This window comes from Bradyrhizobium sp. LM2.9, assembly GCF_054056555.1.
The window spans coordinates 6846811-6859288 of record NZ_JBSRYJ010000002.1; the positions used below are offsets into that span (position 1 = coordinate 6846811).

The window sequence follows — 12478 nt, forward strand, 5'->3', positions numbered from 1 at the left end:
GTCAGGGCGCAAGGACCCCGGGTGACTACCGGGCAGCGTGGTTAACCTTTCATTAGAGAATTGCACTGCATCTTCCCCCACGAGGGAGAACTGCAATGTTTTCAAGCCGCGACGCCTTTGAAAGCGATTTCTGCCCGGTCCGCGACGAACTCCTTGGCGAGATGTATCGCGCCAATGAGAGCGGTCTGCCGAGGCTGGTTGAGACTGTTACCCCTGAGGTCCGCGCCATGCTGGCCTTGTTCTGCTATCGCCGCAGCCATCTGCATTCGCTGGCAGTCGCGATCGCAGGCAGCTGCAACGAGCGCGACCTGATCGAGAGCGGCGGCCGCGTCGGCTCGACCCTCTACGCGCTGGCGCGCGAAGGCGCGGCGAAATCCTCGCCGTCGTCGGGTGGCCGCAAGCCGATCACGCTGTCGACCAAGCCGCTCTCGGTGCTCGCACCGCTGGACGATGAGATCGACGACGAGATCAGCGAAGCCGTTCCGGCCTAAGCCTCATTTGCTGGCGCATGATCTTGACGGACAACCGCTGCACATTTTTCCGGATCATGCGTTCGTGATAATCGGCAGCCCGAATTTCCGCCGCGCCATCGCGCATTCGGCGTCGCCCGGCATGCATGTGCGGCAGACCTCCGGCCGCACCTGGTAGATGCCGCATGCGGTCTGCTTTCCGATCTCTCCCTGCAACGCCGAACAGCGATCGCCCTCGCAGCGCATGCCGGACTGGCGGTCGTTGACCAGCGTTTCGGGAATCGCGGCAAGCTCCTCGTCGCTCTCGATCGAGAAGCGCGGCCAGTTCGCCGAATAGCCGCAGCAGGCGCCGCAACTCTGGCAGCAGTTCGACAGGTCGATGGGGGAGTTCTCGTCCATCGTCGTCACGTGTCCTTTGGCGGACCCCAGACCAGGCTCTGCCGCCATTTCGCGCGCAGCACGTCGCGCCGCTCCGGATATCTGTCCTCGAGATAGCTCGCATCCACCACGCGGTCGGTGCGGAAGCTGCGGAAGTCGCCGCGTAGCTCGCACCAGGCCGCGAGCAGGCGCACGGCTTCGAGATAGCCGACCGAAATCGGCCAGATCATGCGCTCGCTGGCGCGGCCCTGCTCGTCACGATAGCGCAGCATGATCTTCCTGCCTTCGTGGATCTGGGTGCGCGTGCGCACCATGTCCAGGCGGTCCGGCTCCCTGTTCCAGCTCGGCCGTGCGCGGCTTGCCGGCTCCAGCACAAAGGGACGCAGGCGCTCAGGGACGGTGTCGGCGATCTTGGCCATCAAATCTTCAGCCGCGCGCGCCAGCGCGGGATCGGCATGGCCGGCGACCCATTGCGCGCCCAGCACCGCCGCCTCGATCTCCTCGGGTGTCAGCATCAAAGGCGGGAGGTCAAAACCCTTTTCCAGGATGTAGCCCATGCCGGCTTCTCCGCGGATCGGCACGCGCTGGCCGATCAGCGTCGCGATATCGCGATAGATCGTGCGCTTCGAGGTCTCGAGCTCGGATGCGATGGCGTCTGCAGTCAGCGGCTTACGCGTTCGCCTCAGCACCTGGATGATTTGAAACAGCCGGTCGGCGCGTCTCATGAGGGGTCTCTTGTCGCTTGTTTTTTCAGAAGGCGGCGCGCGGCTGCTGACAGGATGTTGGCAGCAGGGGAGTTCTATACCGGGACAACAATTCGACTGAAGAGGATTTGTCCATGATCATTCCAACCCATTTCGGCCCGGCCGCTGCGCTGTGGCGGACCCAGCCTTCGCAGGCCCGGCCCTGGAGAGTCCAGCCTTGGAGAGTCCAGCCTTGGCAAATCCAGCCTTGGCAAGTCCGAGCCTGGTGCGCATGGGCGTCCAGCCGCCTCGTATCGCTTGATCTCATGGTCATCGATCTCCGCCTTGCGCTCGCGACCGTGGTGGCTCGCTCGTTGGTCCAGGCTGCGGACGCGCTGGTCCGTCATGTCATGGCCCGCGCCTGGCGAGGAGCCCGTTTCGCAGAAGATATCACGGCTGCTGCCACCATGGTGGCAGCAGCCGGCGGTTAAGTTCCCTCAACTCTTTCGGTCGCTTCAGGAGAGCCTTCATGATCACGCTTTACGGCTTTGGCACCGGCTTCGGCCTGCCGGAAATCAGCCCCTTCGTCACCAAGACGGAGGTGCAGCTCAAGATGGCGGGACTGCCCTACCGGAAGGAGCGGGCGATGCCGCCCGCCTCTCCCAAGGGGCAGCTGCCTTTCATCGACGATGGCGGCGAGGCGGTGGCGGATTCCACCTTCATCCGCGCCCATATCGAGCGCCGCTATGGCTTCGATTTCGACGCCGGCCTGTCGCTTGCCGAACGCGCACAGGCCTGGGCATTCGAGCGCATGATCGAGCATCACGTTTATTTTGCGCTGGTCGGGGCGCGCTGGGTCGATCCGGTCAACTTCGCCAAGGGGCCTGCGCATTTCTTCGACGGCGCGCCGGAGCACGCTCGCGAGAAGCTACGCGAGGACGCACAATTCCGTGTCGCCGAGAACTATCTGCTCTCCGGCCTCGGCCGCCACGCGCCCGATGAGGACGTCGATCTCGCCGTGCGCTCGCTGTTTGCGCTCTCGGTGCAGCTCGGCGACAAGTCCTATCTGATGGGCAACAAGCCCAGCGGCGTCGATGCCACTGCCTTCGGCGCGCTGGCCGGCATCCTGACGCCGTTCTTCGAATCCGGACTGCGCCGTCGCGCCGAAGGGTTTCCGAATCTCACCGCCTATGTCGACCGGATGATGGACAATTACTATCCGGAATTCGCCTGGACCCCGCTGCGTCAGGCGGCCTGAGGCCGCTCAAGGATCGCAAATGAAAAGAGCCGGCCCATTGGGCCGGCTCTCGTCGTCTCGAAACTATCGCCGCATCTACTTCACCAGCGTGTACTTGCCGTTCTTCACCGTCAGCAGGATGCGCGAGCGGTCGTCGAGGCCGTAGCGGTCCTTTTCGGTGAAATTGTAGACGCCCTGGCTTGCAGCAATTTCCTTCTCCGACAGCAGTGCCTGGCGGATTGCTTCGCGGAATTCCGGCGTGCCGGGCTTGGCCGTCTTCAGCGCCGTTGGAATCACGCGCTTCAGGATCTCGAAGGCATCGTAGGAGTGGCCGGCGAACTGGCTTCGGCTGTTCGGGCCGTACTTGCCCTCGTAGGCCGAGTTGAGCGCCAGGCCCGGCTTCTTGGTCGCGGCTTCATCCGGCTGATCTTCCGGGTCCATCACCGGGCCCGAAGCCATCAGCACGCCTTCCGCGGCCTTGCCCGCGATGCGGATGAAATCCATGCTGGCCGCGCCGTGGGTCTGGTAGATCAGACCCTGATAGCCGCGCTCGCGCAGCTCGGTCTGCGGCAGTGCGGCCGCGGTGCCGGAGGCTCCGACCAGGATCGCGTCGGGATTGGCGGCGACGAGCTTCAGCACCTGTCCGGTCACCGAGGTGTCGGGCCGCGCAAAGCGCTCTTCGTCTGCAAGGGTCATGCCCATCGGCACGCCCTGGGCCTTGAAGTCGTTGAACCAGAGGTCGCCGTAGGAGTCGGAATAGCCGATATAGCCGACCGTCTTCACGCCCTTCGACTTCATATGCTGGTAGAGCACCTTGCCCATGATCGGAATCGGCTGCGGCATCGCCACCGACCACTTCATGCGCTCTGGTGTGATCGGGAACGGTGCGAGGCCGAAATGCGGGATGCCGGCTTCGTTGGCAACGTTGGAGACCGCGATGGTCGGCGGCGTCAGCGCCGAGCCCATGATGATGTCGGCCTTGGATTCCGTGACGAAGCGGCGGGCGTTGGTGGTCGCGGTGGTGGGATCGCCGCCGTCGTCGAGCACGATCACCTTCAGCGGCACGCCGCCGATTTCCTTCGGCACGAACTCCAGCGCGTTGCGTTCGGGAATGCCAAGCGCCGCGCCCGGGCCGGTGGTGGTCGTGGTGATGCCGATGGTGATCTCGGTGGTCTGGGCCAGTGCGGGCAGGGCCGGCAGCGCAAGCGCGGCCGCGGTGACGGCAGCGGTCAGGTAAAAGCGTTTCATCTATTCCTCCCTTTATGTGTTTCTTTGAAAGCAGAAATCGGGGGGTAATTCAGCCCCCTCTTTGGGTGATGTGGCGATTTAGCTCCAGACCTAACTCCCCGTGAATTTGGCTACCATTTCCGCAGGGAACGGTGCCGATTTCAGCTTGTCGGGGTTAACGGGGTCGCGGCCGACCAGGACGCGGGTCTCAAAACCCTCGATCGCCAGCGCCTCGCCCTTGTAGACGCTGTGCTTCACCTCGAAGCTCGAGCGCTTGATGCTCTCGATCTTCGTTTCGATGGTGATCCAGTCGCCATAAGTGGATGGAATGTAGAACTTGGCGCGCGTGTCGACCATGGGAATGCCCACCAGGCCGTATTTTTTGACCAAATCCTGCTTGGAGAAGCCGGCGACCTCGAACAGGGTCGACGTCGAATCGTCGAACATCGCGAAATAGCGCGGGTAATAGACGATGTTGGCGGGGTCGCAGTCACCCCACTGGATCTGTACGTCGCGCCGGTTCACGAACATATGTCGTGCCCTATTTCGGCGCCATGCGCAGCGAGCCGTCGAGGCGCACCACTTCGCCGTTCAGATAGAAGGGGAATTCTCGACCATGTGCAGGGCGAGTGCCGCGAACTCGTCGGCGTGGCCGAGCCGGCGCGGGAAGGGGATCGCGGCGGCGAGTGAGTCCTGGGCTTCCTGCGGCAGGTTGGCGAGCAGCGGGGTCAGGAACAGGCCGGGCGCAATCGTCAGCACGCGGACGCCGAACTGCGCCATCTCGCGCGCGATCGGCAGCGTCATACCGACGATGCCGCCCTTCGAGGCCGAATAGGCCGACTGCCCGATCTGGCCGTCATAGGCCGCAACGGACGCCGTGTTGATGATGACGCCGCGCTCGCCGGTTGCCTGCGGCTCGAGCTTGGACATCTCGGTTGCGGCAAGACGCAGCATGTTGAAGGTGCCGATCAGGTTGACCTTGATCACCTTGTCGAAATCGGCGAGCGCCATCGGGCCGTCGCGGCCGACGACGCGCTTGGCAACGCCGATGCCGGCGCAATTGACCAGCACGCGCGCGGGTCCATGGGCCTTGGTCGCCTGCGCGATCGCAGCTTCCGCGGAGGCGGCATCAGAGACGTCGCAAGCCACGGCCACGCCCTTGATCTCGGCGGCGACAGTCTCGGCGAGCTTGGCATTGAGATCGAACACCGCGACCTTGGCGCCCTGCGCAGCCAGCTTTCGCGCGGTCGCCGCGCCAAGTCCCGACGCGCCGCCGGCGACGATGACAGCCTGATCCTTCAACAACATGGCGTTCTCCCTGTAGCGATGACTTCTTAGCCGACCGATATCACACGGTCCGATGGATTGGCAGCGTAGAGCTCTTCGATCAGGAGGCTGCGATGTTCGAGCACCGCGCGCTGGTTGATCGAGCCCTTGTCGGTGACTTCGCCCTTGTCGATCGAGAGTGGCGTGTCGATGAGGATCGCGCGCGTGATCCGCGTCGAGGAGCCGGTGGCTTCGCCGAGAAAACGGGTCAGCCGTTCGCGGAAAGCTTCGCGCACCAGCCGGTCGCGGGTCGCGACGACGAGATCGTCGGCCGGCAGCGTCGGGTTGATCAGCCGGCAGCCGTCGAGATCGAGCACGACGAGCGCGGAGACCTCGTCACGGTTGATGCCGGCGATGACGACATCGCGCACCAGCGGTGCGCAGGCCGCAACGAAGCGCGCGCGCAACGGGCCAACGCTGACCCAGGTACCGCTGCCGAGCTTGAAATCCTCACCGATGCGGCCGTCGAAATCGAAGCCGGCGTTGAGATCATCGGGATCAACGGGCTTGAGCGCATCGCCGAGCTTGTAGAAGCCCTCTTCGTCGAACGATTTTGCGGTGATGTCGGGCTGGCGCCAATAGCCGGGCATCACGTTCGGCCCCTTACAACGAACTTCCATCTTGCCGTTGTTCGGCACCAGCTTGGCGTCGTTGCCAGATACGGGAAGCCCGACATGGCCGGAGCGGCTGGTGCGCGGGTTGACCGACATGAAGAACGGCGCGGTCTCGGTGGCACCCAAGCCGGTCAGCATCGGCACGCGGTAGCCTTTTTCCTTCACCGCGAGCTCGTCGAGGCTGTTCCAGACGAACGGCGACAGCGCCGCGCCCGAGAAGAACATCGCATGCAGACGGTCGAAGAATTTTGCGCGCAGGCCCTGGTCGTCGCGCAGATAAGGCAGCAGCGACTCATAGCCCTTGGGGACGTTGAAATAAACCGTTGGCGAAATCTCCTGGAGATTGCGCACGGTCTCCTCGATGCCTCCGGGCACCGGCTTGCCGGCGTCGAGATACATCGAGCCGCCATTGTAGAGCGTCAGTCCGATATTGTGGTTGCCGCCAAAAGTATGATTCCAGGGCAGCCAGTCGATGATGACGGGCGGCTCGTCCTTGAGGAAGGCGAGCGTCTCGCGCAGCATCACCTGGTTGGCGCAGATCATGCGCTGGGTGTTGATGACCGCCTTGGGGTTGCCGGTCGAGCCCGAGGTCAGCAGGAATTTCGCGATGGTGTCGGGGCCGATCTTGCCGTGGACCTTGTCCAAATCGGCGCGGATCGGCGTTGCCATGAGATCGGCGAGCAAGGTGACGTCGCGGCCCGGGACGTGACCGTAAGACGCGGCGATTTCGGTGCCGAGCGAGACATTGGCGGCGAGCGCGTCGGCGAATTTGTCGGCGTCGTCGGCGAAGACGAGGCCGGGCGTCAGCAGCTTCATCAGGTAGGACAGCTTGCCGTAATCCTTCGACACCAGCGAATAGGCCGGCGACACCGGGCAGAACGGAATGCCGGCATAGAACGCGCCGAACGCGAGCAATGCGTGGTCGATCGAATTGCCGGAGAGGATGACGACCGGCCGCTCCGCCGACAGGCCGCGCGCAATCAGGCCTGAGGCGATGTGCCGGCTCGCGGCGAGCAGCTCGGCGTAGCTGATCTTGCGCCAGCCGCGGCCGCCTTCGCGCTCGGCCATGAAGACGCGGTCGGGTGTGGTCGTCGCCCAATGATGCAGGCGGTCGGTGATACGAACCGGATAGTCGCCGAGCGGCTGTGTTGGCCGCAGATAAATCGTGCCGTCGTCGCGCCGCTCGATGTTGACGGCGGGATCGCCGAACGAAATGGGCCGCAGCGGGGAAGTGCTCGCGCCGCGCTCCATGCTGGAAGAGGACGGCTGCGCACTCATGATTTCGGCTTCACCTTTGCGGTCTTGTGTTCGAGGAATTCGCGAATCCTGCGTTTTGCCTCTTTGTCGCTCTGCGCCACCGTTGCCATCAGCGACTCCATCAGAAGACCGGCCTGCGGATTGGCTTCCGCGATCATCGGCAGTGCCTGCAGCACGGCGAAATTCGTCAGCGGCGCGTTGGAGGCGACCTTGGTCGCAAGCTCCAGCGCCTTGCCGAGGCCGTTGCCGGCTTCCGTGACATATTGCGCAAAGCCGTAGGAGGCGCCTTCGGTCGCGGTATAGACGCGCCCCGTCAGCATCATGTCCATCATCCTGGCGACGCCGATCAGCCGCGGCAGCCGCACGGAGCCGCCGCCGCCGACGAAGATGCCGCGCTGCCCCTCCGGCAGGGCGAAATAGGTCGAGGGCTCGGCGACGCGAATATGCGCCGCACAGGCGAGCTCCAGCCCGCCGCCGATCACCGCGCCCCTGAGCGCCGCGATCACGGGCACGCGGCTGTACTGAATGCGGTCGAACACCCGGTGCCACATCTGCGAATGCAGCAGGCCGCCTGTCGCGTCATGGTCGGTCAGCTCGGAGAGATCGAGCCCGGAGGAGAAATGGTCGCCGATGCCGTGGATGACGACCGCGCCGATATTCTCGGGCAGGGACGCAAAACACTCGCCGATTTCCAGGATGATGCCGTCGTTGAGCGCATTGCGCTTGGCCGGCCGGTTCAGGCCGACGGTCAAAACCCGGTCCGCCCGCTCGATCCTCAATAGCCCGGAGGCGCCCGCGTCAGCGGTCTCGGCGTTTCCCTGTGTCATTTGCGTCCTTGTCAGAATAGTTATGTTCTATAACGAATTTGGGAGGAGTCAATACGGGAAGCTCTCCCCAAGGGCTGTGTGAACGCTCCTTCGGGTTCGGACGAATGCCAGGCAATCGGGCGCCTTATAGGGGGCGAGGTTCAGAAGCGTCTCAGGCCGCTTCAGTCATCAGCTTCTTCGCGGCCTGAGCAAGCAGGCCCGATCGCGTATAGCCGTGGGCCTCGGCATACTTGTCGATCTGCTCCAGGACATCTCCGGGCAGAGTGACATTGACGCGCACGACCTTTGGCTGGTCATCCTTCACCGACACCAGAATGGCGACACCGGAGCGGTTCTCGGGATCCGACATGATGTCTTCGAGCAACGAAGGCTCGGGAATAGCCACTCCGTCCTCCGCCATGCCCTCGAGGTGAAACGCCAGCGCTTCCTCGGCCATGTCGCGCGCCTCGTCAAGCGTGGTCCCCGCAGTCACGACGCCGGGCAGGTCCGGAAACGACACGCCGAAATCGCTGTCGGCATCCTTATGGATAAGACCAATGTAGTGACGCATGGCGCTTACCTCAGCTTCAGTCCTGATTGCTGTTCAATACTCTTCAACGTTCCGAGCGCGATGTCTCGCTTCGGATGAGGGACCGTGACGCGGCCCTTTTTCGACGGATGTCTGAACTGGACGTGGCTGCCCTTTTGAGCCACCTGCACCCACCCATCCTTGTGAAGGGCCGAGATAATGTCTCGACTATTCATGGTGTGTATTTATACACACTAAACAGGCGGTGGTCAACGTTGACTTACATCACCTGATGCACGTCGATCACGACGCGATCCGCATGCCGTGCCGCTGAACCCACAAAAATGTGCTCCATCAGCCAGCGGTACTTCTCATGCCCCGTCTCGAATTTCGGCACGGTGCGGAAATAGATCAGTTTTGGATCGACCGGTTCGCCGCGCTTGAGCTTTTGCAACAGCTCGACTGGGCCGAAGCGCATGCCCTTGTTCTCGACATAGACGATGGCGCCGTCGTCGGTTTCGAAGGCGTACTTCGCTTCGAGATCGATCAGCTCATTCGGGCGGATGGTCTGGAAGTCCGCCCCGAACGGCAACACGCGACCGGTGATCGCGCCCGTCACCTCGCCGCCGAGGATCGGGATGATGCGGCGAACGCCGATGCCGGTCTCGCCGGCGGTGACGACGTCGCCGATTTTTGCGGTGATGGTGAAGACGTATTTGGTTTCCAGCGCCGGTGTGGTCATCGCTTCGCCTTTCAATGCGCCATCATCCGTGTCGGCAGCCATGTCGCCAGCAGCGGGAACGCGATCAGGATCACCAGGCGCACGAGGTCTGTCGCCACGAACGGGATCACGCCCTTGAAGATGGTGGAGAAGGAGACGTCCTTCACCACGCTTTTGATGACAAAGACGTTCATGCCCACCGGGGGATGGATCAGGCCGAGCTCGACGGTCATCACGATGATGACGCCGAACCAGATCGGGTCGAAACCGAGATGCATGATCACGGGGAAGATGATCGGCACGGTGAGGATGATCATCGCCATGGCGTCCATCAGGCAGCCGAGCACGAGATACATCACCATGATCAGCGCCAGCACGCCGTAGGGGCCGAGGCCGAGGCCGGTGAGGAATTCCGTCACCTTCTGCGGGGTCTGCGTTACCGTGAGGAAATAACCGAAGATCAAGGCGCCGATCAGCACGGTGAACACCGCGGCCGCCGTGCGGGTGGCCTGGAGCAGCGACGCCAAAATCTTCTCGCGGTCGAGGCGGCCGGTCGCCACGCCGATGATGAAGGCGCCGGCAGCGCCGACGCCGCCGGCTTCGGTCGGGGTGAAGCGCGGCAAATAGGGCAGGCCGTAGAGGCCGCCGATCACGAACACGAACAGCAGCACCGGCGCCCAGATGTCCTTCAGGCCGGCAAAGCGCTCGCGCCACGGCAGCACCTTGCCCTTGGGCAGGAAGTCGGGCCGGAAATACCCGATCAGAAAGATCGTGATCATGTACATGGTCATCGCCAGGATGCCCGGGATGATGCCGGCGATGAAGAGTTTCCCGATGTCCTGCTCGGTGATGATGCCGTAGACCGCGAGCACAGTGGAGGGCGGCAGCATCGCGCCCAGCGTGCCGCCGGCCGCGATCACGCCGGTAGCAAAGGACTGCGGATAGCCGAAGCGGCGCATCTCCGGGTAGGCGACGGCGGAGAAGGTCGCGGCGGTCGCGACCGACGAGCCGCAGATCGCGGCAAAACCGCCGCAGGCGCCGACGGTGGCGATGCCGAGCCCGCCGCGCAGATGCCCGACAAAACCGTTGGCGGCGCGGAACAGCTCGCGGCTCATGCCGGAATTGCTGACGAAGGAACCCATCAGCAAAAACATCGGGATGACGCCGAAGGTGTAGTCGGTGACCGTGCGCATCGAGGTCTGGCCGACCAGTTTCAGCGCCGGCGTGGCGCCGACGAGATAGGTGAAGCCGGAGACGCCGACGAGGCCCATGGCCATGCCGACGGGCACGCGCAGCAGCATCAGTGCGAAAAGGGAAACAAAGCCGATAACGGCGACGGCATCGGTGCTCATGATTATTCCGTCGCCTTCAGCTTGGGGTCGTGCATCTCTTCGGGATGGAAGATCAGCCGGTAAGTGCGGATCGCGATCAGCAGCACGGCCGAGACGTCGCCGATCCAGGCGATCGCGAAGAACGGCCAGGTCGGCATGTGCATGTCGAAGGTCTGGACGTTGTCGTTGTAGGTGCCGCGGACCTTGTCGAACAGCGTCCAGGTCTGCACCGTGACGACGAACAGCAGCACCAGGGTTGCGAACACGTCGATCCAGCGCTGGTAGCGCGGTCCGACATTGCCCCAGACCAAATCGACCGTGATGTGGGTGCCGCGATAGGATGTCGCCGCGATGCCCCAGAAGATGAGGATGCCGAGCAGCATGCGGCCGATGTCGAAACTGTCGGGAATCGCATAGTTCAGCGTGTTGCGCAGCAGCACCGACAGGAAGATGTCGAGCGCGACGATGCCGACGAAGGCCGCTGCGATCCATTCGATCGAATCGATAACGCGATCCATCCAGCTGCGCTTCATGGGGTGGTCCTGTTCAAAAGCTTGACGAGTTCGAGGTGCGCCCGCGATCAAGCTGCGCTCCCTCTCCCGCTTGCGGGGGAGGGTCGGGGTGGGGGTCTCTCCGCAGGCGATAATCCCGATGTGGAGAGAGCCCCCACCCGGCGCTTCGCGCCGACCTCCCCCGCAAGCGGGAGAGGTACAGGGAGTGCGCAGCCGCAGCCCAGCTTCACTCCGCCAGCGCGTTGTACTTCTTCAGCGATGCCTTCAGATCCGCGAGCGCAGCATCCGGATCGGCGCCGGCTTTCTTCGCGCCGTCGGACCAGGTCTTGACCAGCGGCTCGGCGGCCTTCTTCCAGGCGGCGGTCTGCTCGGGTGTCAGCTTGTAGACCTCGTGACCGGATTCCGCCTTGACCTTGTCGATGCCGGCATCCTCGAACTTGCCCCAGTGCTCGCCGACCACGCCGGCCATCTCGGTCGTGCAATTCTTGTCGACCGCGGCCTTCTGCTTGTCGGACATCGCATTGTACTTGTCCTTGTTCATCACGAACACGAAGGTCGTGGTGTAGAGCGGCGCCTCCATGTCGTACTTGGTCACCTTGTCGATGCCGAACAGCACCAGCGAGCCCCAGGGGAAGGTGACGCCGTCGGCGACGCCGCGCTCGATGATGTCGCGCACTTCGGGCGCGGAGGACTGCACGTTGGTGCCGCCGAGCGAGGTGACGAAGTTCGCCATGGTGGCGTGGGCCGGGCGGATCTTCAGGCCCTTCACGTCCTCCGGCATCACGATCTTCTTGGTGCGGGAGTGGAAGGAGGAGGGCGAGTGGACGAAGGCGAGACAGTACTTGACGTCCTTCATCTCCTTCTCGGCATATTTGCGATACCAGGCGTCGAGCCCCATCGAGCCACCCTTGGCATCCGAGATCAGGAACGGCAATTCGCCGGCGCCGATGATCGGGAAGCGGCCGGGCTGGTAGCCGGGATTGACGTAGGTGACGTCGGCGATGCCGTCGCGGGCCATATCGTAATGGTCGAACGCCTTGCCCATCTGCTGGGCCGGAAACACCTTGCCCTTGATGGTGCCGCCGGAATCCTTCTCGACCGCGGCGGCCCAATCCTCCAGCGATTTCTGCAGGGGGTGCGAGGCCGGCACCCAGTGCGAGATCTTCAGGTCGAAGGTCTTGTCCTGCGCGAGCGCAGGGCTCACGCTTGCTGCCAGCAGCAACGCCAGACAGGCTTTCCTCATCACGTGTCTCTCCCTCTTGTGACTGCGGGCTTCGATGGCCCGGTCTCGTTAATTAACATGTTATCTAATTAGCCGGCGCATTCAAGCCGGAACTGGCGCGGCGTGCCGCCGCGCACTCCCCTTTTGCCCAACCGTTATATGATA

The 12478-nt window shown here is 63.5% G+C and carries 15 protein-coding genes and 1 pseudogene; 3 read left to right on the forward strand and 13 right to left on the reverse strand.

What is annotated here, in order from left to right; all coding sequences use genetic code 11:
* Positions 1–95: 95 nt before the first annotated feature.
* Positions 96–491, forward strand: coding sequence for a hypothetical protein (locus tag ACVWW3_RS34940; protein ID WP_247441717.1), 396 nt, complete (start codon positions 96–98; stop codon positions 489–491).
* Between the two features lie 54 nt (positions 492–545).
* On the opposite strand, the gene ACVWW3_RS34945 is transcribed toward ACVWW3_RS34940, so the two are convergent.
* Together ACVWW3_RS34945 and ACVWW3_RS34950 are read right to left on the reverse strand one after the other, a co-directional pair.
* The gene (locus ACVWW3_RS34945) at positions 546–869 is read right to left on the reverse strand and encodes a YkgJ family cysteine cluster protein (RefSeq protein ID WP_456651658.1); all 324 of its coding nucleotides are present in this window, start codon (positions 867–869) and stop codon (positions 546–548) included.
* Positions 870–874: 5 nt separating this feature from the next.
* Positions 875–1573, reverse strand: a complete 699-nt coding sequence (locus tag ACVWW3_RS34950; protein WP_247344002.1) for a helix-turn-helix transcriptional regulator — start codon at positions 1571–1573, stop codon at positions 875–877.
* A 113-nt stretch (positions 1574–1686) separates the two neighbouring features.
* Between ACVWW3_RS34950 and ACVWW3_RS34955 the strand changes: the two genes are divergently transcribed.
* Together ACVWW3_RS34955 and ACVWW3_RS34960 are read left to right on the forward strand one after the other, a co-directional pair.
* Positions 1687–2022, forward strand: a complete 336-nt coding sequence (locus ACVWW3_RS34955; RefSeq protein WP_456651657.1) for a hypothetical protein — start codon at positions 1687–1689, stop codon at positions 2020–2022.
* 38 nt (positions 2023–2060) lie between these two features.
* Positions 2061–2789 carry a glutathione S-transferase family protein gene (locus ACVWW3_RS34960; protein WP_247343996.1) on the forward strand — a complete coding sequence of 243 codons (729 nt, stop codon included), beginning with the start codon at positions 2061–2063 and terminating at the stop codon, positions 2787–2789.
* 75 nt (positions 2790–2864) lie between these two features.
* On the opposite strand, the gene ACVWW3_RS34965 is transcribed toward ACVWW3_RS34960, so the two are convergent.
* The 11 genes and pseudogenes from ACVWW3_RS34965 to ACVWW3_RS35015 all read right to left on the reverse strand — a co-directional run bounded on the left by ACVWW3_RS34965 (position 2865) and on the right by ACVWW3_RS35015 (position 12334).
* On the reverse strand, positions 2865–4016 hold the full coding sequence (locus ACVWW3_RS34965; protein WP_247343993.1) for an ABC transporter substrate-binding protein: 1152 nt from the start codon (positions 4014–4016) through the stop codon (positions 2865–2867).
* Positions 4017–4106: 90 nt separating this feature from the next.
* Positions 4107–4526, reverse strand: coding sequence for an acyl-CoA thioesterase (locus tag ACVWW3_RS34970; protein WP_247441725.1), 420 nt, complete (start codon positions 4524–4526; stop codon positions 4107–4109).
* Between the two features lie 10 nt (positions 4527–4536).
* Positions 4537–5303, reverse strand: a pseudogene (locus ACVWW3_RS34975) (SDR family NAD(P)-dependent oxidoreductase).
* A gap of 26 nt (positions 5304–5329) precedes the next feature.
* On the reverse strand, positions 5330–7213 hold the full coding sequence (locus ACVWW3_RS34980; RefSeq protein ID WP_456651655.1) for a feruloyl-CoA synthase: 1884 nt from the start codon (positions 7211–7213) through the stop codon (positions 5330–5332).
* On the reverse strand, positions 7210–8019 hold the full coding sequence (locus ACVWW3_RS34985) for a crotonase/enoyl-CoA hydratase family protein (protein WP_456651654.1): 810 nt from the start codon (positions 8017–8019) through the stop codon (positions 7210–7212). Before ACVWW3_RS34985 ends, ACVWW3_RS34980 begins: the two co-directional genes overlap by 4 nt.
* Before the next feature lie 151 nt (positions 8020–8170).
* Positions 8171–8569, reverse strand: coding sequence for a type II toxin-antitoxin system HicB family antitoxin (locus ACVWW3_RS34990; protein ID WP_247343978.1), 399 nt, complete (start codon positions 8567–8569; stop codon positions 8171–8173).
* 5 nt (positions 8570–8574) lie between these two features.
* A complete protein-coding gene (locus tag ACVWW3_RS34995; RefSeq protein ID WP_247441729.1) occupies positions 8575–8763 on the reverse strand; it encodes a type II toxin-antitoxin system HicA family toxin in 189 nt (62 codons plus the stop codon).
* A gap of 44 nt (positions 8764–8807) precedes the next feature.
* Positions 8808–9269 carry a DUF3237 domain-containing protein gene (locus ACVWW3_RS35000; RefSeq protein WP_456651653.1) on the reverse strand — a complete coding sequence of 154 codons (462 nt, stop codon included), beginning with the start codon at positions 9267–9269 and terminating at the stop codon, positions 8808–8810.
* An 11-nt stretch (positions 9270–9280) separates the two neighbouring features.
* A complete protein-coding gene (locus ACVWW3_RS35005) occupies positions 9281–10600 on the reverse strand; it encodes a TRAP transporter large permease (RefSeq protein WP_247343970.1) in 1320 nt (439 codons plus the stop codon).
* Positions 10601–10602: 2 nt separating this feature from the next.
* Complete coding sequence (locus ACVWW3_RS35010; RefSeq protein WP_007599673.1) at positions 10603–11112, reverse strand: TRAP transporter small permease; 510 nt, start codon at positions 11110–11112, stop codon at positions 10603–10605.
* 205 nt (positions 11113–11317) lie between these two features.
* Positions 11318–12334, reverse strand: a complete 1017-nt coding sequence (locus tag ACVWW3_RS35015; protein WP_456651652.1) for a TRAP transporter substrate-binding protein — start codon at positions 12332–12334, stop codon at positions 11318–11320.
* Positions 12335–12478 lie beyond the last annotated feature (144 nt).

Bases quoted from the DNA above. Each gene is read 5' to 3' on its own strand.
- ACVWW3_RS34980 (WP_456651655.1), bottom strand. From the start codon at position 7,213: ATGAGTGCGCAGCCGTCCTCTTCCAGCATGGAGCGCGGCGCGAGCACT.
- ACVWW3_RS34965 (WP_247343993.1), bottom strand. From the start codon at position 4,016: ATGAAACGCTTTTACCTGACCGCTGCCGTCACCGCGGCCGCGCTTGCG.
- ACVWW3_RS34990 (WP_247343978.1), bottom strand. From the start codon at position 8,569: ATGCGTCACTACATTGGTCTTATCCATAAGGATGCCGACAGCGATTTC.
- ACVWW3_RS35015 (WP_456651652.1), bottom strand. From the start codon at position 12,334: ATGAGGAAAGCCTGTCTGGCGTTGCTGCTGGCAGCAAGCGTGAGCCCT.
- ACVWW3_RS34940 (WP_247441717.1), top strand. From the start codon at position 96: ATGTTTTCAAGCCGCGACGCCTTTGAAAGCGATTTCTGCCCGGTCCGC.
- ACVWW3_RS34960 (WP_247343996.1), top strand. From the start codon at position 2,061: ATGATCACGCTTTACGGCTTTGGCACCGGCTTCGGCCTGCCGGAAATC.
- ACVWW3_RS34945 (WP_456651658.1), bottom strand. From the start codon at position 869: ATGGACGAGAACTCCCCCATCGACCTGTCGAACTGCTGCCAGAGTTGC.
- ACVWW3_RS34985 (WP_456651654.1), bottom strand. From the start codon at position 8,019: ATGACACAGGGAAACGCCGAGACCGCTGACGCGGGCGCCTCCGGGCTA.
- ACVWW3_RS34950 (WP_247344002.1), bottom strand. From the start codon at position 1,573: ATGAGACGCGCCGACCGGCTGTTTCAAATCATCCAGGTGCTGAGGCGA.
- ACVWW3_RS34970 (WP_247441725.1), bottom strand. From the start codon at position 4,526: ATGTTCGTGAACCGGCGCGACGTACAGATCCAGTGGGGTGACTGCGAC.
- ACVWW3_RS34955 (WP_456651657.1), top strand. From the start codon at position 1,687: ATGATCATTCCAACCCATTTCGGCCCGGCCGCTGCGCTGTGGCGGACC.
- ACVWW3_RS35005 (WP_247343970.1), bottom strand. From the start codon at position 10,600: ATGAGCACCGATGCCGTCGCCGTTATCGGCTTTGTTTCCCTTTTCGCA.
- ACVWW3_RS34995 (WP_247441729.1), bottom strand. From the start codon at position 8,763: ATGAATAGTCGAGACATTATCTCGGCCCTTCACAAGGATGGGTGGGTG.
- ACVWW3_RS35000 (WP_456651653.1), bottom strand. From the start codon at position 9,269: ATGACCACACCGGCGCTGGAAACCAAATACGTCTTCACCATCACCGCA.
- ACVWW3_RS35010 (WP_007599673.1), bottom strand. From the start codon at position 11,112: ATGAAGCGCAGCTGGATGGATCGCGTTATCGATTCGATCGAATGGATC.